The following is a 25,689-nucleotide window of genomic DNA, read 5'->3' as shown; positions in this document are numbered from 1 at the left end:
CTACGCCAGGATGCGCCCGGCCAAGTTCGCCTCACGCGCATAGGCGCTCAGTGGTTTCCCGGCCCTGAAGTACAGATCGCGCTCCACCGGCAGCCCGAGCGGCCCGCGCAGCGCTTGGATCTCGGGAAGGCTTGCCCAGCCCATCTCCGGCCACCCCAGGCCCAAATCGCACAGCCCGAAGGCACGATCTTCGTCCTCGGGGTCGATCTCGGTCAGCAGCCATGTCGCGCTCGCATCGGGCATGAACAGCTTGACCACCGGCGGCGGATCAAAGTCCTCCTGTGCAAGGGATTGCCGACCATTGGCCAGCAGCAGCGCGCGCTGCGCATCGGTGATGAAAGGTCCGTGCATGTCGTTCTCCTGAACGGTGTCCGGGCGGGATTGCCCGGGACCGCACAAGGCACGGCGCAGCGCCGCCGTCACAGGTTCCGCAGGACGGCCGCCAGGCCCGCCAGCGTGCGCTGCACGCGCCGACCTTGACGGCCAGAACGTGCGACCTGAGGTCGCTTGAATTTCTGTTTCAGGAGGAAGAAATGACTTGATGAAACCGGCTGTTCCATCAGCTGTTCCCTACCCGGACATGCGGAGCTGGCAACGGCTCGGTGTGAAGCTCCGGGGACAACGTAGCCGCCGGTCTAACCGGTACGCCGAGCCGCGAGGCAAGGTGGAATCTGCTAGCACAAATGCGGATCGGAGCAAGGGATGGATGGGTACGACCAACACATGTGAACGTCCGCAAAAGCGCCGTAACGTCTATCGAGCCAAATGTGCTGACAGGCTCGAACCAAAAGGTACGCGGCAAGGCATGGTCTTCGTTCTCTGGACCATCATGGACAGGAATGCCGCCGGCGCACAGGACGGGTCCGCACCATCCGGAAATTCATGCGGAACAGGGTAAGCCCATCACGCTGCCGGCAACGGCAGGCGAACCGCGAGGGACGCTGTGGGCGTGGTGGGTAAAGGAACGCGGAGAAAGCGAATGCCCGGCTGTAATGGCCGGGATACGGGCTGCGACATCGCCCGACGCGAAAGCGGGCAGACTTCCGCGAGGTCATTCATGGCGAGAGAGTCTTGACAAACCGTTGTACGAGGAAAAGCAGATGACGGCAAACGACATTCCGGTGTCAGGCGCTGGTGCGTCCTTGCCCGATGCATTGATGTGGGATCTGGTGAACTGGAACCGCATCGAGGCAGAGGTGAAACGGCTTCAGATGCGTATCGCCAAGGCAGTTCGGGAAGGCAGGTGGGGCAAGGCGAAAGCCCTGCAGCGTCTGCTGACCCGCTCGCACAGCGGCAAGCTGCTTGCCGTCAAGCGAGTGACGGAAAACAGAGGCAAGAGAACGCCGGGGGTAGACGGGAAGGTCTGGCTGACCCCGGCGGCCAGATGGAAAGGGATGCTGTCGATGCGGCATCGTGGCTACCGCCCGATGCCGCTGAGACGGGTCTACATCCCCAAGAGCAATGGGAAGATGCGTCCGTTGGGAATTCCATGTATGCGGTGCCGGGCGATGCAGGCTTTGTGGAAGCTCGCCCTGGAACCCATCGCGGAGACGCGAGCGGACCTGAACTCCTATGGCTTCCGGCCAGGACGTTCGACCGCTGATGCCATCGAACAGTGTTTCAACTGCCTGTCGCATCGCACGTCGGCAGAGTGGGTTCTGGAAGGCGATATTCGAGGTTGTTTCGACAACTTCAGCCATGCCTGGCTCCTGAAGCACATACCGATGGACAAGGCGATCCTGCGCCAATGGCTGGAAGCTGGCTATGTCGATGAAGGGGCCCTGTTCGAGAGTCGGGCTGGCACACCCCAGGGAGGGATCATCTCGCCCGTGCTCGCGAACATGGCGTTGGACGGCCTGGAGGCTGCGGTTCTCGCGAGCGCCGGAGGATCGGAGCGCGCACATCGCAGGGCCAAGTTCAACGTCATCCGCTACGCCGATGACTTCGTGGTCACAGGCGCGTCGAAAGACGTGCTCGAATCCCAGGTTCTGCCTGCTATCCGCCGCTTCATGGCGGAACGCGGACTGGAACTGTCGGAGGAGAAGACCCGGATCACGCATATCGAGCAAGGGTTCGACTTCCTGGGTCAGAACGTGCGCAAGTACGGTCGCCAGTGCCTGACCAAGCCAGCAAAGAAGAGCATCAAGTCGCTGCTGGACAAGGTGAGGGCAATCATTAAAGGGAATGCAACCGCCACGCAAGCGGCAGTGATACGACTGCTCAACCCGGTGATCCGTGGTTGGGCCATGTACCACCGCCACGCTGCCGCGAAAACAACCTTTAATAGAGTCGATGACTTCATCTGGCACATGCTTTGGAGGTGGGCAAAGCGCAGGCATCCCGCCAAAAGTGCATGGTGGATCAAGAAGCGGTACTTCCGGACGATCGGGAATCGGAACGGGGACTTCGCAACAAGGGGCTCTGCCGACGGCAAAACTGTTGGTATCCAGCTCTTTCGTGCGATGACGGTGGCAATCACGCGCCACGTCAAAATCCCTGCAGCCGCCAACCCGTTCGACCCGGCATGGACTGAATACTTGGACCGCCGTCGAGCCTCGAAACGTTCCGTCAAACTGTTCGGTGCCAGCCTGTGGTGCTGAAGAATGGCTTGAGCCGGATGCGGGGTGACTCGCACGTCCGGTTCTTAGGGGGCGGCGGCGCAGTAATGCGCCGCTGCTACCCGACGCCGTGACACGCTGGAACCACTGCAAGCCAGCCCAAACACTTCCTGCATCCAGGCAAGCACAGCGCGCAGCGCCCCCGGCGCGAAGGCGTCAGCGATCGGCGCCCGAATGGGTCGAGACGCCAGGCGGCTCGATGCGCAGCACAAGAGCGCGGTGCGGCATCGCCGCAGACGCACGCAATCGCCGAACCGCCAAGCCTCATCTGCTGAGACCCGAGAAAACACAAAGACGGCTTCACGCTTAACTGGAAAGCCGCAAAACCGTAAAACCGGGACAACGTGCAAACGCACAAGAACAGTTCAGAGGAATCGGCTTTGCGACGGGGACGGCAGCGCCGCCGCCGATGCGCCCCTTCGCACCGCCGTCGCCGAACACCACAAGGCGCCCCGCCGAAGCGGGGCGCCCAGGGCGGCGTTTAGTCGCCCTTGCTGCGCGACCAGATCAGGTTGTGCGCGCCGTCCTCGCCTTCGACCAGGCGAGCGTAGATCGTTGCGGGGAACGACGGGTCATCCAGGGTCACCGAGAGGTAGGGACGGTCCGCGCGGCTGACCTTGCGCCAGCCGGCCCCGATGTCGAAGCCGCCGGCGGCGACGATGCGGAAGTCCGGGGCGTTCTCGCTGCCCTTGTCGGCTGGAACGATCCTGGCCTTCACGTTCAGCGTGAGGGTACGGACCGTGCCGGTGTAGCTGCCGTTCTGTGCGGTGAAAGTGCCGATGTGAGCCATGATTGAAATCTCCTTCGAGGTTGATCCAGGTCCGCGCCCATCGCGGCCTTGGGCAGTGATCCGATCAGGCAAGGCGCCGGGCGCGCCGCACCCGCAGGGCCGCAACGGAAGTGGAGGACCGGCAGGCACAAAAAATTTGTCTCGCGAGGAATGCGCACAGCGCAGGGGAAATTTGTTGGGCAGGCCGGTTGCGGCGATCGAGCCCGAGGCGCCCCGACCAGCGGGAGTGCGCCATGCCCACGCCAGGATTCACGGCAAATACAAGGCCGTGGGAGCGGACCAGACCTCGCAGGACACGCGCATGGTTCAGGCACCGTCACCGCCCGGCAGCATTCCGGCATGGATTCGGCCGCGCCGAATGCCAAGCCGGCTGACCACCCGGCAACGCACCACGCACCGCCGCATCGTCTCCATCGGACAGCGGGGCCGGCTGGCGCAAGATCCGTCCACCGTCCAACTCGTCGGCGTGCCGCCGCCGTTCACCGCGCGACCGCCCGGCCTGGATTGAGGACGGCATGCACCTGCGCACTCGCGCAGCGGGCCACTGAATGCCCCGCGCACCGCAGCGCGGGGCGCCTGGCTGGAACGCACGGGCAGCGCCCGCTGGATGGGGTGTTCTCACGCGCGCGGCACACCTGTCGCGCGCGCCGCGCCGAGGCCCTGGGGCCGAGGCGCGGCTAAAAGCCCCGGCCGAAGCCGGGGCACAGGCTCACGCCGTGGCGTGCGCTTCTTCCTCCGCGTCAGCCTCCGCGCCTTCGGCGTCCACATCGGTTTCGGCTTCGGCGCCTACCTCTGCTTCCGGTTCAGCATCAGCCTGCTCGATGGCCGCTTCTTCCGGCGTCCTGAACATCACCGGAAGCCACCCGGAACCCGCTGCCAGCCGCTCGGCCTCGGAGGCGATCTGCGCCTTCTTGAGCTTGGCGAGGCGATGTACCTCACCCGGCGCGAACACCTGCACCGCCTCCAGCGCCTTGGCCTTGGACACGTGGTCGAAGTAGCCCGCTGCCGTGGGCGTCCACCAGTCGTGCATGTCCAGCCCCACGGCCCGGGCCAGCGCCACGGCAGGCACTTCGGTCTCCCTCGACGCGAACGCCGCGACGGTGCGGCCCACGCACAGCGCCAGCAGAGACAGCAGTTCCTCCTGCTCCATCGCCAGCAGTTCTGCGAACAGCGCCTCGGGGTCGGACGGCAGTTGCGCCACCCAGGCCTCGCGCACCCTTTCCAGTCCCTGCGCCGCCGGGGACTCGTCAATGTCCGGTGCCATGTGCGACAGCCTGTCCTGCGGTGATGCGCTGATGTTGATGGACGCTGCGCCGTAGCCGTCAAGGATGACTCGGTGCGCCAGCACGTGCACCAGGGCCGCCAGCGCCACGCGGGGACGCCGCGCGACCTCGGCCTGCAAGGCCACGGTGCGGTGCGCGCTCAGGCGCCGGGCCAATTTCTCCGAGATACCCGGCCCCACTGGCTCCGCATCGGCTGTCTCGGTGCCGCCGCCGCCGGCGTCTGCTTCTCCGGCCTCCTGCCGCGCCTGCTCCCGCAGCGCCTTGGCCTGCTCCTCGCGCAGCAGCCCGCGATGCACCACCACCGCGCCCATGGGATCGACCGACACCACAGCCCCGGCCAGCGGCACCACGCCTGGCGCGTACACGAGCAGCCCCTGCTCTATGGTGTCCAGTTCATCGCCCAGCCGGTCGAGTTCTTCCTGCAGCGCCTGCGCGCCATCGTCGGACAGGTACTCGTCGTCGAGCTTGTCCTGAATGCGCGCCTGCTCGGCTTCCAGCTTGGCGATGCGCCTGGTCTCGGCCTTGCCGGGCTCCCGGCGCGTGGGCCGCGCCCGCTGCAACTGGTGCAGTTCCGCCGACGTGGCACGCGGCACGGCCTCCACCCAGCCCCAGCCCTCGGCTCGCACCAATTCGGCCACCGCTTCCAGCTTGTCCCGCGCCAACGTGCCCAGCAATCCGGCATCAGTGAGGAACACGCCGTCCTGCTCATCCGCGAACAGATCGCGCCGGATGCCGCCGCCCGCCGCCTCGTAGGCCTCCACCCCGACGAAGCGCGCCACCGGATCGCGGCTGGCGTCGATCTCGTCGCGCGTCAGGTGCTCGCGCAGCGCATCCGGGCTGCGCTGCCACTGCGGGGCCTCGAACCACACAGCCTCCTGGGCCTTGTGGTCATCCGTGATCGCCAGCGCCATCAACTGCTCGATGGAGACCTCTCCGGCCTCGCACGCGACCAGCAGCCGGGGCGAGACGTTGGCGAGCCGCAGCCGCCTGCGCACCACCAGCAGCGTGACGCCGAAGTCGGCCGCAATGTCCTCGATGGCACGGCCTTCGGCCGCCAGCGCCTTCCAGGCCCGCAATTCCTCGATGGCGCCCATCGAAACCCGCTGCACGTTCTCCGTCAGGCTCACGGTGCGCGCCGAGGCATCCGGCACCAGCAGGCAGGGCACCGGATGGTCGCACCCGATCCTGCGGCGCTTGGCCAGCAGCTTCAAGGCCGCCAGCCGCCGCTTGCCCGCCACCACCTCGAAAGACTCGCCACCGGGCGAGCCGGTGACGGTCAGGTTCTGCAACAGCCCCACGCGCTGGATGCTCGATGCGAGCGAGGGAATGCTGGTGCCGCCGGTCTTGCGCACGTTGCGATTCGATGGCCGCAGCTTGGACAGCGCGATCAGGTGCAGTTCATAGGGTGCCACCTCCGGCACGGTGATGGCCTCGGCCTGCGCCGGGGCGCTGGCGGCGGCAGCCGCAGCAGCGACTACGGCCTGGACTTCGGAATGGGAAACGGTGTTCATGTGAAATCTCCTGTCCCGCGCGGGGACGTGGTGAATGAAAAGAACGAAACGGGGATGGACTCACTCGGTGCTCTGCATAGGCGCTCTCCTTGGAAATTCGGGCTCCGCAGGGGCCGCGAAGCGCTTTCGCGGCCATGAGGGCCGGCTGGGGCCGGCGCGGGTGCACCGTCAAGGGGGACAAGCGAAGGCGCTGGCGCGGCCCGCAGGCGAAGCCGAGGACACGGGCGCCGCAGCGGCCCTTGACGGGGGAAGCGCCCGCAGAGGCCAGGCAAGCCGCCGGAGCAAGGCGTAAGCGGCGCGCAGGTGGCACGCAGCGCCACCGGAGAAAACCCGTTCGACATGAACGTCAGGAGAGGCAGGCCGATCCGGCACGGCCGGTTCGGCGGGCTTGGCAGGGGCGCCAAGCGAAGCGCGGCGGGGATGGGCTGGCCAGCCGATCCCCCGGAGGCAAGCGCAGCGCGCAGCGCCGCAGGCGCGAAGCATCGACACCCTGCGCAGCAAAAAAGGCGCCGCCCCAAAGGACGGCGCACCTGGGCATCAACGGCAGATCAGTTCGCCGCCGGCGCCACCATCGACTGCAACTGCTCGATCAACCCAGGCTCGACGAATACGCAAACCTGCTTGTCCTCGATCGGCACATTGAACACTTGGGTGAACGCCGTGCGCCGCAGATGCGCCACGCGGCCAGTGCGGTAGGCCTGCTCGGGCTTCATGCGCCCACCGGCCGGCGAGCCGCTGCGCTCGGGATCGCATTCGACCAACGCCACGAAGCCGTCATCGAACAGCTTCTGGTGCTCGGGGCACAGCCCCCAGCCCGTCGTCGTATGGCGCTTCATGCTCGCGCGCAGACGCTTGTCCAGCAGCAGGCTGCCGGTGTCGAAGGAAGTGCCGCACACGAGGCACACGCGCTGTTCCAGCGAAACGTAGGATTTGTCGTCCATGTTGGTCTCCGGTTGCTCGGGCGGGATTGCCCGGAACCGTGACCAGCACGGCGCAGCGCACGCCGTCAGGGGTCGAAGGCGCAGCCGCAGACGGCCGCCAGGCCGCAAGCGCCAGCGGCGCGCTGCCCTTGAAGGCGGAGCACGCCGTGATACGGTGAAGGGGACAGCAAGCCGTCCTTCATTCCCGCCGTACCCACAGGGTTCCAGTGGAACCGGGGTTTTCAGTGACCGCTGAAACAGGTGGTTCGAGTGAAATCACCAGGAACACCCCAGAATGATCGGCCGTCACAGCAGAACCTCACAGATCCATGCCTGCGTCTCCAGGAATGTGCTGGCTGAGATCAGTCGATAGATCGCAGCAACGGCTTGCGTAGACTTTTGTCATGTCCCGTTCCAAAGCACGAAAGCCGTCCGCACCAGCGCAGCCCTTTATTCCTGATCCGCCCGAACCCGAGTTGGGCGATGACCTTTTCTCCAGGAAATTCAAGCACTGGCGCGAGTGGCACAACGCCGTCGATTTTCTGACCAACCTCCACATCGACATGGATGAAGCTCAGGTGTTCTGTAACCCCCAGGATCCGCCGGATGTTCTGTACCAAGGCGCTGCTTTCGAAATCAAGGAGATCATGGACGAAGGACGCCGGCGGCACGATGAAGTCAAACAGGCCCGAAAGAACGCTTTCCAACACAAGGATCGAGCCAACTTCACTCAGGCATCGGTCATCGACCTTTTGCCGGAAGATGCCGGGAGATTGGTCGTGGCGCAGCTGGAGAGCATGGCCGGGCGCTATCACGCGAGCGTGAAATCCCGTACGGATTTACTTTTCTACGTCAACAAATTGGAGCACTGGTTCGATGATGGCCCCATGCCCAGCGCTAATCTTTTCGAGCCCTACGGCTGGCGTTCAGTCTCCGCACTGATCGCCAGCGGCGTGAGCATCGTGTTCTATGCAAATGCTTCTGCGCCCCGGTTTCTCCAAGACAATCTGGGCAAAGTACGGCGACGGTACGAGAGTTTTGCGATCGAATAGGCATCCGTTCCGGCCTGGAAACGCTGCTGGAGCAACGCGAGCCCTCTTCGCGGCGTACCGGCGTAAAACGGGCTCGCCAGACCGAGCCACACGCCGATGTGAGTCTGATTGATTCATAGCACTAAGTGCTATAAAATAACTTCATTGAAACGGTCGTATGCCGATTTACAACACTCGCTGGTTCGACCGCTGGGCGCGCAAGCAGGGCTTGCCTGCTGCGAGCCTCTGCGCTGCGGTGCGAGAGATGGCTGCGGGCCTGGTCGATGCCGAGCTCGGCGGTGGCTTGGTGAAGAAACGTGTGGCTCGGCCGGGCCAGGGAAAGAGCGGCGGCTTCCGCACGCTGGTCGCCACGAATCGCGGAGACCGATAGGTCTTCGTGTTCGGCTTCCCAAAGAACGTGCGCGGCAACATCGACAAGGACGAAGAAGAGGCCTTGAAGAAGTTGGCCGCACACTTGCTGTCGATGACGGCCGAGACGTTCGACCAGGCACAGCGGGCGGGCGAAATTCTGGAGGTGAACTGCGATGCGCAAAACCAAATCGTCGATTCTTGAAGCGGTCCACGAGACGGCCTTGGGGCTGCATCAGGCCGGCGCGATGGATCAGGTCACGCTGCGCGGGTTCGAGCGCCTGTGCCTACCCCCGGTCGAGCCCTTGAGGCCCGAACAGATCAAGCAGATCCGCGAGAACTCAAGAGTCAGTCAGGCGGTCTTCGCTCGTCTTCTCAACACCAGTACCTCCACCGTCCAGAAGTGGGAAATCGGGCAGAAACGCCCTACGGGAACCGCTCTCAAACTGCTCCATCTGGTCCAGGAGCGCGGCCTGGAAATTGTGGCCTGAGGCACCCGGCCACTCCAAGCCACTCAGGGGTCGGCCGACGTTCCATCATGATGCATCATCAGTGCGGCAGTTGATTGAGCCTCTCTGCGAGCTAGGTCTGGGGCCGCAAACATGCTAGAGCGTTTGAAGCAAATAAAGGGCGACGAGGCTTCAGAGCCTCGTAGTTGATGGTCTGCTTCAGGCTGATGTGAGTCGTTTGCAACTATGGATATCGGCGACCGTTATCGCCGAAAGCGGTCAAGTGGACGCCGCCTGCTTTCTCGGCTACTTCACACCCTAAACAGGCGGCGCGGCGTAAGGGCGTGGCGAAGCCGTCTTGACGACGGGTGGTGGCTCAGGCTCGGATGTCATGCCCCATCTCCATGCGAGCTACTCATGGCGCTAATTCAGCCCAAGTGGGCCAAGGTCACTAAGCAACAGCTTCCCGAGCAACTCCGAGCTTGTAAAGACGGCGTAGTCGTGGAAGTTGTCGTCCTTTTTGTCGTCGCCAAAGTCGCACACGGACTTCAGAGATACCACATGGGGGCGCGGTTCGCCGGAGTAAGCTGCTGCACAGAAAACGGCGTAACTCTCCATCTCGATTCCAATTAGGTTCTTGTGTTGTGCACGGATTTCCTGCATAGAGTCGGCTGACTGCAGTACCGCCGCGCCGCTTGCCATTGCTTCGATTATCACTTTTGGTGGCGCACTTGGCTTTTTACCCATAAAACCCTCATGGATTGATCTCATTAGATCGCCGTCGTCCCCCAATGCGCGCAACGCTGAACGTACAGCCTCCTCTAGCCGCCACTGATAAGCCGCAGGCTGAAATCTGGGCTTCGATGCATGTTCGTCATAAACCCATTTGCCACTTCCCCAGTCAAAGCACGGATCAGCGACAAGTACGTCGCCCATATCAGCCTTTCCCCGAACTCCTGCACATATTCCGGTCATTACAAGGAGGCGCGGCCGAAAGTTGGTTATCAGCTTGGTGGCAGTAACTGCCGCAGGGGTCAAACCCATGCGTGGAGATGCCACAGCGACTATCTGCAAGTCCCGCTCGGTATGCTTTACGGTACCGACCAAGTATCGCGACGGGTCATGCGGAATTTGATATTCGGTCCAGCCGTATGGAAGCCGTTTGAGCCCTGCTAATTCCTCGCCCTCGAGTGCGACTAAGACGCCAACATCGATATGGTAGGTCTGGCCATCGTTGAAAAATGGAGGCCGGCTTCGCGACTTGAGATAGTTAACCGCTTCTTTGATAGAGGCGCTCCAACTATCGTTGGAGTAGGAGAACAAAAGCAGCTTCCACAAGGGCATGGCGAACGCCGACTGGGCAGCATCGGCCCCATCGGCGTAGGCAGTTAAACCGATGACGTACGTTGGTGCTATAGCTCGAGCGTTGCCTTTGATGAAGGATAAAACATCTAGGGAAATGCTGATTTATTCGACGCAGTGCGTCTACGGCGAAGCGATCTGAAGCGTTGATAGTCACAGGGCGACCCGAGACGAAACATCATGAAGCAGATCAGCTTTGCCACAGCCGAACACCAGACGAAGAAGCGGGTGACGCGACGCGAGAAGTTTCTCGCGGAGATGAACCAAGTGGTGCCGTGGGCCCGGTTGATCGAAGCCGTTGAGCCGTACTACCCCACGGGCAAGCGCGGCCGCCCACCCATTGGGCTCGAGCGCATGCTGCGCTTGTACTTTGTGCAGCAGTGGTACGGCTTGGCCGATGAAGCGCTGGAAGACGCGGTCAGCGACAGCGCTGCGATCCGCAGCTTTGTGGGCATTGACCTGGGGCGCGAAGAGGCGCCCGATGCCACAACGGTGTTGAAGTTTCGCCGCCGGCTGGAGGACAACCAGCTCACCGAGGTGATGTTTTCCCAGATCAACGCCCACCTGAGCGAGCGCGGTCTGATGATGCGCGAGGGCACGATGGTGGACGCCACCATCATCAATGCGCCGAGTTCGACCAAGAACGAACGCAAGGAGCGTGACCCCGAAATGCACCAAACCAAGAAGCGCAACCAGTGGTACTTCGGCATGAAGGCGCACATCGGCGCGGATGCTGACTCGGGCCTGGTGCATAGCGTGCATGTCACGTCGGCCAACGAATCCGATGTGGCCCACACGCATGAGTTGCTGCACGGACAAGAGAGTGAAGTGTTTGCCGATGCGGGCTACGTGGGTGTGGAAAAGCGCGAAGAGATCATCAAGGCCCAGGAGGCCGGAGACATCCAATCGGACGTCAAGTGGAACGTGGCCATGGGGCGGGCCAAACTCAAGGGTATGGCCGAGGGGGCACTCAAGGAACTCACGCAAGCGCTGGAGCGCGTTAAGGCGCAAATCAGGGCGCGGGTCGAGCACCCGTTCCATGTAGTGAAGAACTTGTTCAAGCACCAGAAGAGCCGCTACAAAGGCTTGGCCAAGAACGGCGCGCAGATGTTCAGCTTATTTGGCCTGGCCAATTTGGTGATCGCCAAGAAACGATTGCTGGCGTTGCAAGCCCAAGGAGCGTCTTGAACGGGAGATCGGCCCCGATAGGGGAGAAAACCGGGCCTTCTGGCCCTTGAAATCGACAAAAACAGACTTCAATCAGATCGCATCGTGAAATCCAAAAGCCATCACATGTTGGCCTGCGCGAAGCGGTGATTGATCAGCGTTTCCCTAGGCCGCCTCCAACGGCAATCTGATCATCAGCTCGCCGAGGGATGTTGATATCGAGTATAAGTAAATCAAACTTTTGTTTGCTGATCTGCCGCTTTGCCTCATGCGCGTCCGTCGCGCGAACGATGTTGTCGAGAGTAATTCCTTCGCAAGAGAGTAGCGCCGATGATATTAGTCGGCGTTTTTCCTGCTCATCTTCCACTAGTAGTATCTTGATCATCTTATTGTCCTGGTGAAATTAGCTTTAGCAACTCGTGCTGCCATGCCGAGCCAGATTGCCTGAAATATACGGCGCCGCGGAAGATGTCGGGGAAGTCGCGCGCACAACGGTCTACTAGCTCCGCAAAAGTTACTTGGTCAGCTCCTTCGCCAAACGTTTCCAACTGCGTAACAACGATTACTGAGACTTTGACGGCATGATGGACAAGTTTGCGCATTAAGTCGTACCCGCCAAGGGGGCGGAGTCGGCCTTCTCGATCACTCCCTGCTCGGTCAAATGTAGGAAGCGTCATGTCCAAAACGACCAAGTCCGGAGTGGCCTGCTGTATCGCCCTAAGGCCGCTTTGGAAACTTCCGTGTATTCTGCAATCTATGTTGGCGATATTTTCGTTTAAGAGGGCCTTTAGTCGATTGGCTTTGAGGAAGTCATCCTCAACAATGTAGATAAGCATCAGACAACCTCATCTCGTGCGATGATGTCGGAAAGACGAAGCTCAACCTCGAATCTTCTATTCTCTTCGGACACCTCTAGAGCGATTGAGTGTCGTACAGAAAAATCGTATTCGACGATTCGCCAAATTTTGCTCAGACCGCTCCCACCTTCCTGCCTTGCAAATTTCATTGCAGTGTCGCGTTGATAGTTGCGCGCCGCTTCAGAAGCAAGACCTTGCAATTCACTTATTGAGACCGAATCCGCCACTCTATTGCCTATTTTGATATACACCATTCCATCCTTTTCGGTGGCATCTAGCGTCACATCCTCCGGTACCGTTTCGTAGCCGCTGTGTCTAATGATGTTTTGCAGCAATATAAACAATATCTCGACCATTCCGTCAAGAAAACGACCGGCGATCTTCCTTGGAATGCTTGGTGAAATGGAAGGTTCTATGGACGTCTGGACGTAGCAGTTTGCAATCTGCTTTCGTGCTACGTCAAGCGCAAGATCAAACTCAAACGGATCACGCGTAAAGTCCAGCGGACGGCGAAACCAGTTGGATACCATCTCTATAGCGGACTGAACATTTGTTCTGCCGTTGATAATCGAATCTCGGAACTGCGAGTAGCCGGGTAGATGGGATAGGTTTGAGGTCGAAGTTAACAGTGAGTTAACCGCAGAAACAATGGCGGGGAGCATCCCTTTGCGAAGCTCGTTTCGGATATTCGAAAGCGATTTCTCTACGCTTGACCAACAAAACGCGAATAGGCGATCCACGAATTCGGAGTATTCCGTTTTTTCGCCTATCGTCTTCATGAACTCTAGCAGCTCTTCGTTGGTGACTAAAAAGTTGAACAGTCCTTTGGAGTGGGTATCCACGCCGCGCACATGCAAGAGCTCTCGGAGATACAGGTCCAACTGGTCCTGAACACGGCTTGTGAATTTCACTAGGGCGCGCTTTATCTCGGATATCTCGTCGGAGGTGGCACCTTCAAATGAGTCAGCCCACTTTTTAGGTAATATATAATCGTCATCCAGTTCTCCCTTTGATATGAGAAGATCTTGGAGGGCGAGGGGACTCCGAATATGTCCTTCAAATGAACCATGTCGAATGGTGGTACTCAGATGCGTATCAAGGCCATAGGCAGGATTTATTGCGAACTGGGTTGTAAATTCGCTAAGCATGTTGCCGAAGAGCCCCTCGCGCTCCGAAGCCGGAAGTCGAAGGTCTTTTAGGTCGAACGCCGGATTATCACTAAGCAGATCGCCGATCAGTTTAGATATTCGCTCCACTTGATACGTCAAGTCTGGCGACCTTGATAGTCTTTGAAAGCGCTCGAAGGCGTCCTTGAGAGTTGCCTCTACGGCGCTTCTAATCCCGGCTTCATCAACGAATATTTTGCTCGACTCTACCTTTTTGAGTGCCTGATATATGTTTGCCTCTCGAGTGATCACTTTAATTTCGATTGCATATTGATCTTTGTTAGCTGGGTCAATTTCAATCAACCGTTGGCAAACTGCAATTCGCTCTTCGTCGATTTCTGTAACGCTTTCAAAATCGATGGTGTCGTCAAAAACTCTTGGGATGCAAATGTGTCGGAGAAAATATATAAGCCGCGATTCGCCAATTTCGGCAACTTGATCTACTAGCTTGCTGGGCCTGTCGCAGCAGAACTTCTCCATGATGCTCTCATAAGCATCTGAGATGTCGCGCTCCCACTTTGATGAAATATTTCTCGCCGCTATGTTCAAGAGAATGGCGAAAGATATGGTGCCCGCTAGGCTGCGATTGGGCGTGATCTTCTCGATTAGTTGCTCGAGTGGGTATAGCCGATAGGCGCTTGGATTTCTTAAGCAATGGTCTACAACCACAGCTAGTGCCGAAGCGATCTCACCGTTGGCTAGTAGCACTCTGTATAGATAAGCGCTCGCTCTGTTAACGACGAAAGGCTTGTCGGATGTAAGCGCTGCTTTGTAAAACTCGGATGCGATGTCAAACGCTCCCCGACGCATCGCAACATGCCCTTTATATAGCGTCCTGCGGTCATCCGGGATGTCTAATGAATCTAAAACCTTGTTGGCCTCATCAGAGGGGAGTCGAAGCGCCTCCCGTAGACGAAGCGAGGTGGAATATGGAAAGTCAGTGAATAGCGAGCTAGGAGTGCTCAAGGAGTTCAAGACGTCTTCGTGCCAAGGATTGACCCCGGTGCAAGATAGAGCGGTGAATCGATCTAGGTCTGTGTATTCACTGCCGTTGGAGACGTTATCGTGCGTCCGCTCTAAGAATGCGGCTAGCTCTATCGAGATGGCATGGCGCGGGCACATCAGACACAGCTTTTTCAGCCGAGCACGTGCGGCTGCGTAGCCTGGCCCTACCAGAAGAACTTGAGACATGCACGATACGATATCCTCTGTTAAAGAGCCTTTGAGCGTGGGGTCGGATAGACCTAGCCCTGTCATCGCCGACGCTCTCGCTGTTAATTCAACCGATGGTTGTATGTCGGCTAGGCACGTTTCGTATTTGCCTTCACTGTAAGCATCGAAATATTGAAGGTCGTCAAGATGCTGTTCGGTTCGTGTGTGCGTAATACCGAGCGCGCGTCTTAGCCCGTTCAATGCCGGGTCTGTTATGCCGTCCAGCAGTCGCACTGCACGTCCGAAGTTTGGTAGTGCCTCATTTCCGAATCGTGCAACCTGCAATTTGGCCATTGAGACGAATGCCAAGTACCTATCAATAATGGGGCGGCATTCTTCCCATGAGACGACTCTGGCAGGATGGGTAATCTTCGTTAGATCGTATGGTATGACGTGAAAAAGCGCGTAGTCGCCTAAGCCTCCGCCATCTAGTAGATCGGTTGCTTCCTGCGCAATCTCATTGTATGAATAATTGTCTTCGCTGCGGATGCTAAAATAGTATCCGAAAAGTCCTGCGAAAATGTCGACATCGCGATGACTTATAGCGGCTTCAAATAGAGCCTTTTGTGCGCTTAGGCCGTCCCTAAGCTGCACAAGCTGCAACAGATTCTCTAGGTACCATAGCGAGACTCCGAAGCGGCTGTTTACGTCTTCAAGGGTTTGTTTCGCTAGGTCCAGTTTGCCTGCGACAAGTGAGCGTTCAAATTGCTCTTTCAGCGAAGCGAACTGAGTGATTTCGGAGCTGTAGTTCCGAAGCACTGCTGCAGTCCAAAGAAACTCTTTATCGGCATCTACACTTGCCAGCCTTAGATGATTTGTGAATCGTTGGAAGTCTGCTGGGAATGGATTCACAACGATATGGCCTGCAAGCAATCGGTCTTTTAATAGCTCGCGTAGTGCCGTTGGGATGTGCTCCGCCGGTATTTCAGTCCTCGCTCTCGTCAAGCCCTTGCGAATAGTTGACGCTGAGTACACGGTGCGCCGAAACCGAATCAACGCTTCCCTGAAAGGTGCTGATTTTGATTTTGAGGTGCCGTGAGATCGCTTAGTCATTACTAAATTTCGCTCAAAACCCGGACAGATGCTGCTCACGCCCGCAGGAGCAACCTAATGCAAAAACAATAGGCCTGCATGTGCTTCTGCGCGATGTTGACGGTTTTCCCGCAACACACCAAGAAGTCAACATAATGGATGGTTGTGAAACACGACCACCGAATCGCCTCGGCATCGACGGAGGCCGTTTCGTTTTAGTCAAGTGAATCGCCCAGGGTTCCGCGGAGGCCCGTTAGTTTAAGTCAGACGGTCGCGGTCTGACCACCGCGTTGTCGATGGTAATTGGCTTCGAACTCAGCAGGCGGGACGTGGCCCAGCGGCCCCATCAGCCGGTGATGATTGAACCAGGCCACCCATTCCAGCGTTGCCAGTCCAACCGCCTGCTTGGTCTTCCACGGCCCCGAGCCAAAGGATGGCCTCGGCCTTGTAAAGCCCATTGATCGCATCGACCAGGGCGTTGTCGTAGTTGCCCCCTTGGTGCCAACGCCGGCTAGATGTCGACTTGATGGCGCTGACCGACCATTCGCCCTTCGAGGTCGACTGACCGCAACCGCTGCAGAGTTGCCGCTCTAGGACCAAGGCCCGCCCAAAGCTAAGCCCGAATTCCGTTCACGAGCCGAACATCGTCAGCAACGACATAAATCGGTCACCCCCCGCATCCTGCAGACTTCATGGCAAGTGCAGCGCGCAGACCCGAACGACGATCTGGGCCGAAGGTACCAGGGATCGAAGCCGTATGGCCGCGATTCGACAAAAAGCGCAGGGCGCAGTTCGCAAGCTCGACAGCGAGACGCCGTTCCCACCAAACTTGCCTCGAGCGCCCCACCCAGCTACGCCATGCCCCTCTCCGCTGGGTTCGCTCAAGCGCTCCACTTCTTCAGAATCGAGCTCAGTACGGATCACCTTGCCCTGCCTTGGAGCATCGTCATGAAGAGCCACCCGCCAGAGCCTCCCTCGCGACCCATCACCAGCTTTCCTCCTGGTGCGCTGGTGCGCACCTCGGACATCTGCCGAGACCCTCGGCGTGGCTACGCCGGCATCCTGCCAATCGACCGCAGCACCTGGCACCGCTGGGTCAAATCAGGCAAGGCGCCTGCCGGACGCTGCCTGGCAGGAACTTCGACCCGCGTCTGGGAAATTGAAGTAGTGCGTAGCCTGGGCACTATGCAGTGATCGCATCGATACGGTCGGCCAACCACTGTAACGCCTTGCGCCGCTCGTCGGCGAATTCGGCGTGGGTATAGGCCGCCACCACCGAGCTACGCTCCTGATGCGCCAGCAAGCGCTCCACCACTTCCCGCGCAAAGCCGTTTTCCCGCAGCAGCGTTGCTGCCGTCCCCCGTGTACCGTGAGGTGAAAACTCCGGGACACCGAAATCCAGGCGCTTGATGAAGTGGTTCAAGGTGGCGTCCGAGATCGGCTTGCCCGCTCCCCCAAAGAAGCGCGTCGGGAAGACATATTCGCCGTGACCAGTCATTTTTTTCAACTCCCGCAGCAAAATCACCGCCTGTCGTGACAGGTAGACGCGGTGTGGACTGCGCATCTTCATCCGCACCACCGGGATGTCCCACGTTGCCTCCTTCAGGTCAAATTCCTCCCATTTCGCCAATCGCAGCTCCGATTTGCGCACCATGGTCAGCATGAGCAATTTGGCTGCATAAATGGTCACGGCGCCGGCCGTGTGCTGCATGTTCACCTTCTTCCAAAACGCCGCCAACTCCTTCTCCGACAGATGACGGTGGTGGGTCTTGGGCGGCACCTTGATGACACCCCGAATCGCCACTGCCGGGTTGCTGTCCACCAACAGCTTTCGGATCGCATGGTTGAAGATCTGCTGGATGAGTGCCCGGCAGCGATCAGCCGTCGTTGGTACATGCTTGAGCGCCTCCACGATGGCAAGCACATGGGCCGGTTTCACTTCCACTAGAGCTTTTTCTCCGATCGTGGGGTTCACGTAGGCATCCAGAAGACGAATGGTCTGACTGCGGTAGCTCTCTGACCGATAAAACAGGGTATCGGCGATCCACTGCTTGGCAAATGAAGCGAACGAGACTCGGGCCCGATCTTCTGCTTCCCGCTGGGCCTCAGCCTCTCGCGTGAACTTGATCGGATCTACGCCCCTGACCACCAGCGCGCGCAACTGAGCATGCTTGTCGCGCGCATCGGCAATGCCGATTTCGGGATACTGGCCAATCGTCAACTTGGGGCGGCGGCTGCCAAGCCGATAGCTGTAGCGCCAAACCTTCGATCCGGTTGCCAGTACCTCGACGTACAACCCTCCACCGTCCGTGAGAACGTAGGGCTTGGCCCTGGGCTTGGCCGCGTTGATGACCATAGCCCGAAGAGCGTAGTTGACACTGCGATCTGCCATAGGTGGCTCCATGAAACCAGCGAGAAGCCGCCAGCTTGGCTCCATATTCTGCACCATGGAGCCATCCATGGAGCCATAAAACCGAGATACAGTCGGACCCTAGGCAACACCAGACAATAAAAAAGCCCTGAATCCATAGGGAAACAGGGCTTTTTTGCCACCCGGAGCAACCGGGTAAAACATAATTACATGTGATCGATCATGACCTGGCCAAAGCCCGAGCAGCTGACCTGCGTGGCGCCGTCCATCAGGCGGGCGAAGTCGTAGGTCACCTTTTTGCTGGCAATCGACTTCTTCATCGAGCTGATGATGAGGTCGGCGGCTTCCGTCCAGCCCATGTGGCGCAGCATCATCTCGGCGGAGAGGATTTCGGAACCGGGGTTCACGTAGTCCTTGCCTGCGTACTTGGGCGCCGTGCCGTGCGTGGCTTCGAACATGGCGATGGTGTCGGACAGGTTGGCGCCGGGGGCAATGCCGATGCCGCCCACTTGTGCGGCCAGGGCGTCGGAGATGTAGTCGCCGTTGAGGTTGAGCGTGGCGATCACGCTGTACTCGGCCGGGCGCAGCAAAATTTGCTGCAGGAAGGCATCGGCGATGCTGTCCTTGATGGTGATTTCCTTGCCCGTCTTGGGGTTCTTGAACTTCATCCAGGGGCCGCCGTCGATCAGCTCGGCGCCGAATTCCTTGGCAGCCAGGCCGTAGGCCCAGTCACGGAAGCCCCCTTCGGTGAACTTCATGATGTTGCCCTTGTGCACGATGGTCACGCTGGGCTTGTCGTTGTCGATGGCGTACTGGATGGCCTTGCGCACCAGGCGCTCGGTGCCTTCGCGCGACACGGGCTTGATGCCGATGCCCGAGGTGTTGGGAAAGCGGATCTTCTTGACGCCGAATTCATCTTGCAGGATCTTGATGAGCTTCTTGGCCTTTTCACTTTCGGCTTCGAACTCGATGCCGGCGTAGATGTCTTCCGAGTTCTCGCGGAAGATGATCATGTTGGTCTTGTGCGGCTCTTTCACGGGCGAAGGCACGCCGTCGAAATACTGGATGGGGCGCAGGCAGACGTACAGGTCAAGCTCCTGGCGCAGGGCCACGTTCAGCGAGCGGATGCCGCCGCCCACGGGCGTCGTCAGCGGGCCTTTGATGGAGACGACGTAGTCCTTGACAGCAGCCAGGGTTTCCTCGGGCAGCCACACGTCTAGGCCATACACCTTGGTCGCCTTCTCCCCTGCATACACCTCCATCCAATGGATTTTTTTCTTGCCACCGTAGGCCTTGGCCACGGCTGCATCGACCACCTTGAGCATCACCGGGGTGATGTCGCCGCCCGTGCCGTCGCCTTCGATGAAAGGGATGATTGGCTGGTCCGGCACATTCAAGGACATGTCGGCATTGACGGTGATTTTCGCGCCTTCGGCGGGAACCTTGATGTGCTGGTAGCTGGTCATGTAAGCAAAACTCCGTTGACGCTGAAGAACTTTCAGCAAGTTAGGCCAATCTCTCTAAACCTTTCAATTCTAGCCACAAAACTTTTCGCAAACCCTTGTCAACGGACGGGATTGGCGGCCGTTGTGGCTTAGCTTGGCAAGCTTTGCGAAGCATCAAAACAACCGGCGTTTCTCTTTTTCTGGAAAGTTCATATGAACAAACTTCTTGCAACCCTCGCAGCGACCCTTTTCGCGTTCGCTGCCAACGCCCAGACGGCTGCTCCTGCATCCGCCGAGCCCGCGCCAGCTCCCGTAGCAGCCGCCGCCCCCGAAGCCGCCCCTGCCCCCAAGGCCATGAAGGCACACAAGGCAACCAAAACAACCAAGGCCAGCCACAAGAAGCTTGCCAAGAAGAAGGCCCACAAGGCACCGGCCAAGGCAGTCTGACGGGTTGAGCGCTTGCAGCCAGCGCGCTGCCCGCTCTATTGGTTAAAAATGGCCCGTTACGTACGGGCCTTTTTCATGCCCACTTCCGAATATCCCCACCCCGTTTTCTTGGAGCCTTGATGTCTGCGCTGTCCCTGTTCTCCCGATTTCTGCAGCACCTGGCTCTCCTGGCGCTGCTCGCGAGCGTCGCCCATGTCCATGCGCAAGATGCACCGCAGATGGACTTGCCACGCGTCGAACTTGCGGCGGGCATGCACCGCATTGACGCACAAGTGGCCCAGACCCCTGTCCAACGCCAGATCGGCCTGATGCACCGCAAGTCCATGCCGCCCCAGGAGGGCATGCTGTTCATCTTCGAGCAGCCGGGTGTCCAGTGTTTCTGGATGAAGAACACGCTGCTGCCCCTCACGGCGGCGTTCGTTGCCGACGACGGCAGCATCGTGAATCTGGCGGACATGCAGCCACAGTCCGAAACCTCGCACTGCTCGAAAAAAGCTGTGCGCTATGTGCTTGAAATGAATCAGGGCTGGTTTTCCCAGAAGCACCTCAAGGCGGGTAGCAAGCTGAGCGGCGCACCTTTCTCTGTGCGCCGCTGACACCCCATTGCCCATCTGGCATCCGCCACAAGACAAAAGGCCGGTCCTCCTAGGCAGAGGGACCGGCCTTTTGTGTGCGCTTTTCTTGCGTGAGCCGGGGCGCGAACCCCAAACTGCCAGAAATGCGATGGCGCAAATTAGCTCTGCATGGTGGCCAGAGCCGCGTTGAGTGTTTTGCTCGGGCGCATGACGGCGTTCAGCTTGTCCAGGTCGGGCTGGTAGTAACCGCCAATATCCACGGCCTTGCCTTGCACTGCAGCGAGTTCGGCCACGATGGCCTGCTCGCCTGCGGCCAGCTTGTCAGCCAGAGGGGCAAACTTGGCGGCCAGTGCAGCGTCGTCGGTTTGTGCGGCGAGCGCTTGCGCCCAGTACAAGGCGAGATAAAACTGGCTGCCGCGGTTGTCGAGCTGGCCCGTCTTGGGGGACGGGTTCTTGTTGTTCTCCAGCAGCTTGCCGGTGGCTGCATCCAGCGTCTGCGCCAAAATCTTGGCCTGTGCATTGCCGGTCTTGAGGCCCAGGTCTTCGAGTGACACGGCCAGTGCCAGAAACTCGCCAAGCGAATCCCAGCGCAGGTGGTTTTCTTCCACCAGCTGCAGCACATGCTTGGGCGCAGAGCCACCGGCACCGGTTTCGTACATGCCGCCGCCCGCCATCAGGGGCACGATGGAGAGCATCTTGGCGCTGGTGCCCAGTTCCATGATGGGAAACAGGTCGGTCAGGTAATCGCGCAGGATGTTGCCGGTCACCGAGATGGTGTCCAGGCCGCGAATCACGCGCTCCAGCGTGTAACGCATGGCACGCACCTGGCTCATGATCTGGATGTTCAGGCCGGTGGTGTCGTGGTCTTTGAGGTAGGTCTCTACCTTCTTGATCAGTTCGGCCTCGTGTGGGCGGTAGGGGTCGAGCCAGAACACGGCGGGCATGCCCGAGTTGCGCGCTCGGGTGACGGCCAGCTTGACCCAGTCACGAATCGGTGCGTCCTTGACCTGGCACATGCGCCAGATGTCGCCCTTTTCCACGTTTTGCGACAGCAGCACTTTGCCGGTAGCCAGGTCGACGATGTTGGCGACGCCGTCTTCCTGGATTTCGAAGGTCTTGTCGTGCGAGCCATATTCCTCGGCCTGCTGCGCCATCAGGCCGACGTTGGGCACGGTGCCCATGGTGCGCGGGTCGAAGTTGCCGTGCCACTTGCAAAAGTTGATCATCTCCTGGTAAATGCGGGCAAAGGTCGACTCGGGCATCACGGCCTTGACGTCTTTCAGGCGCCCATCGGCGCCCCACATCTTGCCGCCATTGCGGATCATGGCCGGCATGGAGGCGTCCACGATGATGTCGTTGGGCGAATGGAAGTTGGTAATGCCTTTGGCCGAATCCACCATGGCCAGTTCGGGGCGGCCTTCGTGGCAGGCGTGAAGGTCTTTGATGATCTCTTCGCGCATTGACTGCGGTAGCGTTTCCACCTTTTCGTACAGGTTGGCCATGCCGTTGTTGACGTTGACGCCCAATTCTTCAAAGAGCTTGCCGTGCTTGGCAAAGGCGTCTTTGTAAAAAATCTTCACGCAGTGACCAAACACGATGGGGTGGGACACCTTCATCATCGTGGCCTTGACGTGCAGCGAGAACATCACGCCTGTCTTGAAGGCATCGTCGATTTCTTTCTCGTAGAACGCCACCAGCGCCTTTTTGCTCATGAACATGCTGTCGATAATTTCGCCCGCCTTGAGCGCGACCTTGGGCTTGAGCACGATGGTCTGGCCGCTTTGGGTGGTCAGCTCCATCTTTACGTCGCAGGCGGCATCCAGCGTCAGTGATTTTTCGCCCGCATAGAAGTCACCGCGGTGCATGTGGGAGACATGCGAGCGCGAAGCCTGGCTCCACTCGGCCATCGAATGCGGATTCTTGCGCGCATATTCCTTGACGGCACGAGGAGCACGGCGATCCGAGTTGCCTTCGCGCAGCACCGGGTTCACAGCGCTGCCAATGCACTTGGCATAGCGCGCACGAATGTCTTTTTCTTCGTCCGTCTTGGGGTCTTCCGGGTAGTCGGGAATGGCATAGCCCTTGCCCTGCAGTTCCTTGATACAGGCAATCAGCTGTCCCACCGAAGCGCTGATGTTGGGCAGCTTGATGATGTTGGCATCGGCTTGCAAAGTCTTTTCGCCCAGTTCGGCCAGCGTGTCGGGGACTTTTTGGGCGTCGGTCAGGCGCTCGGGAAAAGAAGCCAGAACGCGGGCGGCGACCGAAATGTCGGTTTCATCCACAAGGATGCCAGCGGGCGCCGTGAAGCTGCGCACGATGGGCAGAAACGAAGCCGTCGCCAGGCGCGGCGCTTCGTCTGTCAAGGTATAGAGGATGGTGGGTTGTTGGGCGCTCATGTCTTCTTTCAGTCAACAAAAAACAGGGGTGGCGCAGCCAAGCCGCAGCCCGCTGCATGGGATTTGGTCAGACTTCACAGGTTTTTGCCTGAAGCAAAAGTCCAATGCGGTCGATTTTGCAATCGAATACCACGATACGAAATTTTACTCCAAACCATGGTTTCATTGCGAACTCTTCTATAAGACTTCAGCTTCTCGTCGTCTCGTCCCCACGCAAAAAAGGGCCCTGAGAGATCTCTCAGGGCCCTTTTGTATGGGAAACCGCAGCGCTCAATAGCAAGGCGCCGCAACGCCCGCCTGCTTAAGCGAAATTGGTCTCGGCAAACTTCCAGTTCACCAGGTGCTCAAGGTAGGCCTCAAGGAATTTGGGGCGGGCATTGCGGTAGTCGATGTAGTAAGCGTGCTCCCACACGTCGACCGTGAGCAAGGCCTTGTCGGTTCCAGTCAGTGGCGTGCCGGCGGCGCCCGTGTTGACAATGTCGACACTTCCATCGGGCTTTTTGACCAGCCAGGTCCAGCCCGAGCCGAAATTGCCTGCAGCCGACTTGGCAAAGGCTTCCTTGAACGCAGCATAGGAGCCGAACTTGGCGTCAATGGCCGCAGCCAGCGCACCAGACGGAGCACCACCACCCTGGGGCTTCATGCAGCTCCAGAAGAACGTGTGGTTCCAGATTTGCGCAGCATTGTTGTAGATACCGCCATTGGCGGTTTTCACAATCTGCTCCAGCGGCATGTCGGCGAATTCCGTACCTTCCTGCAGCTTGTTCAGGTTGTCCACGTAGGCCTTGTGGTGCTTGCCGTGGTGGTATTCCAGGGTTTCCTGGCTGTAATGCGGGGCCAGTGCGTCAATGGGGTACGGCAGAGGGGGAAGCGTGTGTTGCATAGGGCTCTCCTGTTTTCAGTGGGTTTGAATGCCTTTGTGGGCGCGTGCGTCCGGCGCGCCGAAGTCACCGGACATTCTAGGAAGATCGCGCCCGATCTGCCGGCCCGCGCCTTGAAGTCCCTGCCGGCCAACGCAGATGCCGGGTTTGTCCTACAGCAGGCGGGGCGGAACCACGGTGAGTTCGATCTCGCCATCGGCCAGGCGCGCCCGCAGGGCGGTGGCCGGCGGGGCTTGGCGCACGCTGCGTACCAGTTCACCAGCGGGCGTTTGCAGCAATGCATAGCCGCGTTGCAGAACCAGCGCCGGGTCGAGCAATTGCAGGCGCAGCGCAGCGGTTTCCATGCGCTGGCGCTGTGCCGCCAGCGCGGTCTTGACTTTTTGAGGAAAATCGGCCTCCAGCGCTTTGTACACCAGCGCGTGCCGCTCACTATTTAATAGCAACGCCTGACCCAGGCGCTGGGCCAGGCCGGCCAGGGCCAGTTGTTCGCGCTGTGCCAGCAGCGAGGGACGCCCGAGCCGGGCGCCTGCCTGGTCCAGCCGCAGGTGGCGCTGATCGAGCTGGCGCTCTACGCCGTCCGTCAGACGCTGCTCCAGCAACTGCAGCGCTGCGAGCCAGGTTTCGCGTGGGGCCGACACCAGCTCGGCCGCCGCCGTGGGCGTGGCTGCGCGCAGATCGGCGCAGAAGTCGGCAATGCTGAAATCGGTTTCGTGGCCCACGCCACAGATGAGTGGCACCGGGCTCTGCACCACGGTGCGCGCCAGGGTTTCGTCGTTGAATGCCCAAAGATCTTCCAACGAACCACCGCCGCGCACCAGCACGATGACGTCAATAGGTGGCACCCCTATTTCTGGCGGCGCCTTGGCCAGGGCGTAGAGCTGCTCGAGCGCGCGCACCAGCGCCGCCGGGGCCTGCGCGCCTTGCACGGGTGCGGGCACCAGCAGCACTGGAATGTGGGGCACACGCCGCTGCAAGGTCGTGACCACGTCGTGCAGCGCCGCAGCGCCTGGCGAAGTGACCAATCCGATACCGCGTGGGGCCAGCGGCAGCGCCCTCTTGCGCGCAGCTTCAAACAAGCCTTCCGACTCCAACCGCGCCTTGAGCCGCAAAAACTGCTCGAACAAGGCGCCTTGGCCGGCTCGCTGGAGGTGTTCCACCACCAACTGCAGATCACCGCGCTGCTCGTAGACGCCCAGACGCCCGCGCAACTCGACGCTGTCGCCGTCGCGTGGAGCAAAGTCAAGCAAGCTGGCGGCGCGTCTGAACATGGCGCAGCGAATTTGGCCACCTGCATCCTTGATGGAGAAATAGCAGTGACCGCTGGAGGTACGCGAGAAGCCGGATATTTCGCCGCGCACCGCCACCGGGTTGAAGCGCGCAGCCAGCGCATCGCCCACGGCGTGGCACAAGGCGCCCACCTCCCAGATACGCTCTGCCCCGGTGGCCTGTGCTCTCTCAAACATGAGCGTGAAAACGAGTGTGGACGCGGTCTTCGCCGACTTGCTGCGCTGCAGTACTCCACAGCAAAGGACGAGCGGGCGGAAGGTAACAAATTTTTGCCAAAAACCCAGGAACGCCGCAGAAGTACATGCAAGTTATTGATTTCATTAGATTTTTATGTGCTCAAAAAATCATCAATCTGTTGCATTGACCTAGTGGTGCCGTTTTCCGGGCCATGGAACCGGGCTTATCCACAAAGTTATCCACATGTTCTGTGGGTGAAAAAGCGAGGCTGGATTGGGCGGCAAGACTGCCCGAACCGGCAAAAAAGCTGGTTCATAATGCCCGTTTGCCCAAACCCGCGCGG

At 59.7% G+C, this 25,689-nt stretch carries 21 protein-coding genes and 2 pseudogenes; 9 read left to right on the top strand and 14 right to left on the bottom strand.

Annotated elements, in window-relative coordinates; translation table 11 throughout:
* Positions 1-351 (bottom strand): DUF2958 domain-containing protein, encoded by a 351-nt coding sequence (locus C6571_RS15695; protein WP_106448281.1) that lies wholly within the window; start codon positions 349-351, stop codon positions 1-3.
* Positions 352-1,100: 749 nt separating this feature from the next.
* On the opposite strand from C6571_RS15695, the gene ltrA reads away from it, so the two are divergent.
* Positions 1,101-2,600 (top strand): group II intron reverse transcriptase/maturase, encoded by a 1,500-nt coding sequence (gene ltrA / locus C6571_RS15685; protein WP_106447946.1) that lies wholly within the window; start codon positions 1,101-1,103, stop codon positions 2,598-2,600.
* Positions 2,601-3,099: 499 nt separating this feature from the next.
* Here the strand turns inward: ltrA and C6571_RS15680 are convergent, their stop codons facing one another.
* On the bottom strand, positions 3,100-3,408 hold the full coding sequence (locus C6571_RS15680; protein ID WP_106447519.1) for a DUF736 domain-containing protein: 309 nt from the start codon (positions 3,406-3,408) through the stop codon (positions 3,100-3,102).
* A gap of 175 nt (positions 3,409-3,583) precedes the next feature.
* Between C6571_RS15680 and C6571_RS15675 the strand changes: the two genes are divergently transcribed.
* Positions 3,584-3,916 (top strand): hypothetical protein, encoded by a 333-nt coding sequence (locus C6571_RS15675; protein ID WP_146139350.1) that lies wholly within the window; start codon positions 3,584-3,586, stop codon positions 3,914-3,916.
* 201 nt (positions 3,917-4,117) lie between these two features.
* On the opposite strand, the gene C6571_RS15670 is transcribed toward C6571_RS15675, so the two are convergent.
* Together C6571_RS15670 and C6571_RS15665 are read right to left on the bottom strand one after the other, a co-directional pair.
* Positions 4,118-6,202: a ParB/RepB/Spo0J family partition protein gene (locus tag C6571_RS15670; RefSeq protein ID WP_106447517.1), complete on the bottom strand. Its 2,085-nt coding sequence runs from the start codon at positions 6,200-6,202 to the stop codon at positions 4,118-4,120.
* Positions 6,203-6,750: 548 nt separating this feature from the next.
* Positions 6,751-7,143: an ATPase gene (locus C6571_RS15665; protein WP_106447516.1), complete on the bottom strand. Its 393-nt coding sequence runs from the start codon at positions 7,141-7,143 to the stop codon at positions 6,751-6,753.
* A 383-nt stretch (positions 7,144-7,526) separates the two neighbouring features.
* On the opposite strand from C6571_RS15665, the gene C6571_RS15660 reads away from it, so the two are divergent.
* The 3 genes and pseudogenes from C6571_RS15660 (at position 7,527) to C6571_RS15650 (ending at position 9,013) form a co-directional block, all read left to right on the top strand.
* A complete protein-coding gene (locus C6571_RS15660; protein ID WP_106447515.1) occupies positions 7,527-8,174 on the top strand; it encodes a DUF1780 domain-containing protein in 648 nt (215 codons plus the stop codon).
* Between the two features lie 157 nt (positions 8,175-8,331).
* Positions 8,332-8,727: pseudogene (locus tag C6571_RS15655) on the top strand (type II toxin-antitoxin system RelE/ParE family toxin).
* Positions 8,699-9,013, top strand: coding sequence for a helix-turn-helix domain-containing protein (locus C6571_RS15650; RefSeq protein ID WP_106447514.1), 315 nt, complete (start codon positions 8,699-8,701; stop codon positions 9,011-9,013). The pseudogene C6571_RS15655 and the gene C6571_RS15650 overlap by 29 nt, the downstream one beginning before the upstream one ends.
* A 381-nt stretch (positions 9,014-9,394) precedes the next feature.
* Here the strand turns inward: C6571_RS15650 and C6571_RS15645 are convergent, their stop codons facing one another.
* Positions 9,395-10,315 (bottom strand): 5'-methylthioadenosine/S-adenosylhomocysteine nucleosidase family protein, encoded by a 921-nt coding sequence (locus tag C6571_RS15645; RefSeq protein WP_106447513.1) that lies wholly within the window; start codon positions 10,313-10,315, stop codon positions 9,395-9,397.
* 198 nt (positions 10,316-10,513) lie between these two features.
* Between C6571_RS15645 and C6571_RS15640 the strand changes: the two genes are divergently transcribed.
* Entirely contained in the window at positions 10,514-11,521 is a 1,008-nt protein-coding gene (locus C6571_RS15640; protein WP_170094759.1) for an IS5 family transposase, read from the top strand.
* 133 nt (positions 11,522-11,654) lie between these two features.
* Here the strand turns inward: C6571_RS15640 and C6571_RS15635 are convergent, their stop codons facing one another.
* The 4 genes and pseudogenes from C6571_RS15635 to C6571_RS20010 all read right to left on the bottom strand — a co-directional run.
* Positions 11,655-11,885: a response regulator gene (locus tag C6571_RS15635; RefSeq protein ID WP_106447511.1), complete on the bottom strand. Its 231-nt coding sequence runs from the start codon at positions 11,883-11,885 to the stop codon at positions 11,655-11,657.
* Position 11,886: 1 nt separating this feature from the next.
* Positions 11,887-12,336, bottom strand: coding sequence for a response regulator (locus C6571_RS15630; protein WP_106447510.1), 450 nt, complete (start codon positions 12,334-12,336; stop codon positions 11,887-11,889).
* Positions 12,336-15,788, bottom strand: coding sequence for a hypothetical protein (locus C6571_RS15625; RefSeq protein WP_146139349.1), 3,453 nt, complete (start codon positions 15,786-15,788; stop codon positions 12,336-12,338). The genes C6571_RS15630 and C6571_RS15625 overlap by 1 nt, the downstream gene beginning before the upstream one ends.
* Before the next feature lie 242 nt (positions 15,789-16,030).
* Positions 16,031-16,265 (bottom strand): annotated as a pseudogene (locus C6571_RS20010) (IS3 family transposase); the annotation flags it as partial.
* 360 nt (positions 16,266-16,625) lie between these two features.
* On the opposite strand from C6571_RS20010, the gene C6571_RS15620 reads away from it, so the two are divergent.
* On the top strand, positions 16,626-16,961 hold the full coding sequence (locus C6571_RS15620; RefSeq protein ID WP_146139348.1) for a helix-turn-helix transcriptional regulator: 336 nt from the start codon (positions 16,626-16,628) through the stop codon (positions 16,959-16,961).
* Here C6571_RS15620 and C6571_RS15615 read toward each other — a convergent pair.
* Positions 16,951-18,159: a tyrosine-type recombinase/integrase gene (locus tag C6571_RS15615; RefSeq protein ID WP_245901311.1), complete on the bottom strand. Its 1,209-nt coding sequence runs from the start codon at positions 18,157-18,159 to the stop codon at positions 16,951-16,953. The genes C6571_RS15620 and C6571_RS15615 overlap by 11 nt on opposite strands.
* Before the next feature lie 185 nt (positions 18,160-18,344).
* The gene (icd, locus tag C6571_RS15610; protein ID WP_106447506.1) at positions 18,345-19,604 is read right to left on the bottom strand and encodes an NADP-dependent isocitrate dehydrogenase; all 1,260 of its coding nucleotides are present in this window, start codon (positions 19,602-19,604) and stop codon (positions 18,345-18,347) included.
* 192 nt (positions 19,605-19,796) lie between these two features.
* On the opposite strand from icd, the gene C6571_RS15605 reads away from it, so the two are divergent.
* The gene (locus tag C6571_RS15605) at positions 19,797-20,030 is read left to right on the top strand and encodes a hypothetical protein (RefSeq protein ID WP_106447505.1); all 234 of its coding nucleotides are present in this window, start codon (positions 19,797-19,799) and stop codon (positions 20,028-20,030) included.
* Positions 20,031-20,149: 119 nt separating this feature from the next.
* Positions 20,150-20,626: a DUF192 domain-containing protein gene (locus C6571_RS15600; protein ID WP_106447504.1), complete on the top strand. Its 477-nt coding sequence runs from the start codon at positions 20,150-20,152 to the stop codon at positions 20,624-20,626.
* A gap of 137 nt (positions 20,627-20,763) precedes the next feature.
* Here C6571_RS15600 and C6571_RS15595 read toward each other — a convergent pair whose 3' ends face one another.
* From C6571_RS15595 to xseA, 3 genes are all read right to left on the bottom strand, one after another.
* Positions 20,764-23,001 (bottom strand): NADP-dependent isocitrate dehydrogenase, encoded by a 2,238-nt coding sequence (locus C6571_RS15595; protein WP_106447503.1) that lies wholly within the window; start codon positions 22,999-23,001, stop codon positions 20,764-20,766.
* A gap of 301 nt (positions 23,002-23,302) precedes the next feature.
* Positions 23,303-23,884: a superoxide dismutase gene (locus C6571_RS15590; protein ID WP_106447502.1), complete on the bottom strand. Its 582-nt coding sequence runs from the start codon at positions 23,882-23,884 to the stop codon at positions 23,303-23,305.
* A gap of 150 nt (positions 23,885-24,034) precedes the next feature.
* Complete coding sequence (xseA, locus tag C6571_RS15585) at positions 24,035-25,345, bottom strand: exodeoxyribonuclease VII large subunit (protein WP_106447501.1); 1,311 nt, start codon at positions 25,343-25,345, stop codon at positions 24,035-24,037.
* Positions 25,346-25,689: the final 344 nt, after the last annotated feature.

Origin of the sequence: Simplicispira suum, assembly GCF_003008595.1 — a bacterium.
Lineage (GTDB): Bacteria > Pseudomonadota > Gammaproteobacteria > Burkholderiales > Burkholderiaceae_C > Simplicispira > Simplicispira suum.
Note: the sequence above shows the minus strand (reverse complement) of the source record. Positions and strands in the feature narration are given on the sequence as shown.

Bases quoted from the DNA above. Each gene is read 5' to 3' on its own strand.
- C6571_RS15695 (WP_106448281.1), bottom strand. From the start codon at position 351: ATGCACGGACCTTTCATCACCGATGCGCAGCGCGCGCTGCTGCTGGCC.
- ltrA (WP_106447946.1), top strand. From the start codon at position 1,101: ATGACGGCAAACGACATTCCGGTGTCAGGCGCTGGTGCGTCCTTGCCC.
- C6571_RS15680 (WP_106447519.1), bottom strand. From the start codon at position 3,408: ATGGCTCACATCGGCACTTTCACCGCACAGAACGGCAGCTACACCGGC.
- C6571_RS15670 (WP_106447517.1), bottom strand. From the start codon at position 6,202: ATGAACACCGTTTCCCATTCCGAAGTCCAGGCCGTAGTCGCTGCTGCG.
- C6571_RS15665 (WP_106447516.1), bottom strand. From the start codon at position 7,143: ATGGACGACAAATCCTACGTTTCGCTGGAACAGCGCGTGTGCCTCGTG.
- C6571_RS15660 (WP_106447515.1), top strand. From the start codon at position 7,527: ATGTCCCGTTCCAAAGCACGAAAGCCGTCCGCACCAGCGCAGCCCTTT.
- C6571_RS15650 (WP_106447514.1), top strand. From the start codon at position 8,699: ATGCGCAAAACCAAATCGTCGATTCTTGAAGCGGTCCACGAGACGGCC.
- C6571_RS15645 (WP_106447513.1), bottom strand. From the start codon at position 10,315: ATGCCCTTGTGGAAGCTGCTTTTGTTCTCCTACTCCAACGATAGTTGG.
- C6571_RS15640 (WP_170094759.1), top strand. From the start codon at position 10,514: ATGAAGCAGATCAGCTTTGCCACAGCCGAACACCAGACGAAGAAGCGG.
- C6571_RS15635 (WP_106447511.1), bottom strand. From the start codon at position 11,885: ATGATCAAGATACTACTAGTGGAAGATGAGCAGGAAAAACGCCGACTA.
- C6571_RS15630 (WP_106447510.1), bottom strand. From the start codon at position 12,336: ATGCTTATCTACATTGTTGAGGATGACTTCCTCAAAGCCAATCGACTA.
- C6571_RS15625 (WP_146139349.1), bottom strand. From the start codon at position 15,788: ATGACTAAGCGATCTCACGGCACCTCAAAATCAAAATCAGCACCTTTC.
- C6571_RS15620 (WP_146139348.1), top strand. From the start codon at position 16,626: ATGCCCCTCTCCGCTGGGTTCGCTCAAGCGCTCCACTTCTTCAGAATC.
- C6571_RS15615 (WP_245901311.1), bottom strand. From the start codon at position 18,159: ATGGCAGATCGCAGTGTCAACTACGCTCTTCGGGCTATGGTCATCAAC.
- icd (WP_106447506.1), bottom strand. From the start codon at position 19,604: ATGACCAGCTACCAGCACATCAAGGTTCCCGCCGAAGGCGCGAAAATC.
- C6571_RS15605 (WP_106447505.1), top strand. From the start codon at position 19,797: ATGAACAAACTTCTTGCAACCCTCGCAGCGACCCTTTTCGCGTTCGCT.
- C6571_RS15600 (WP_106447504.1), top strand. From the start codon at position 20,150: ATGTCTGCGCTGTCCCTGTTCTCCCGATTTCTGCAGCACCTGGCTCTC.
- C6571_RS15595 (WP_106447503.1), bottom strand. From the start codon at position 23,001: ATGAGCGCCCAACAACCCACCATCCTCTATACCTTGACAGACGAAGCG.
- C6571_RS15590 (WP_106447502.1), bottom strand. From the start codon at position 23,884: ATGCAACACACGCTTCCCCCTCTGCCGTACCCCATTGACGCACTGGCC.
- xseA (WP_106447501.1), bottom strand. From the start codon at position 25,345: ATGTTTGAGAGAGCACAGGCCACCGGGGCAGAGCGTATCTGGGAGGTG.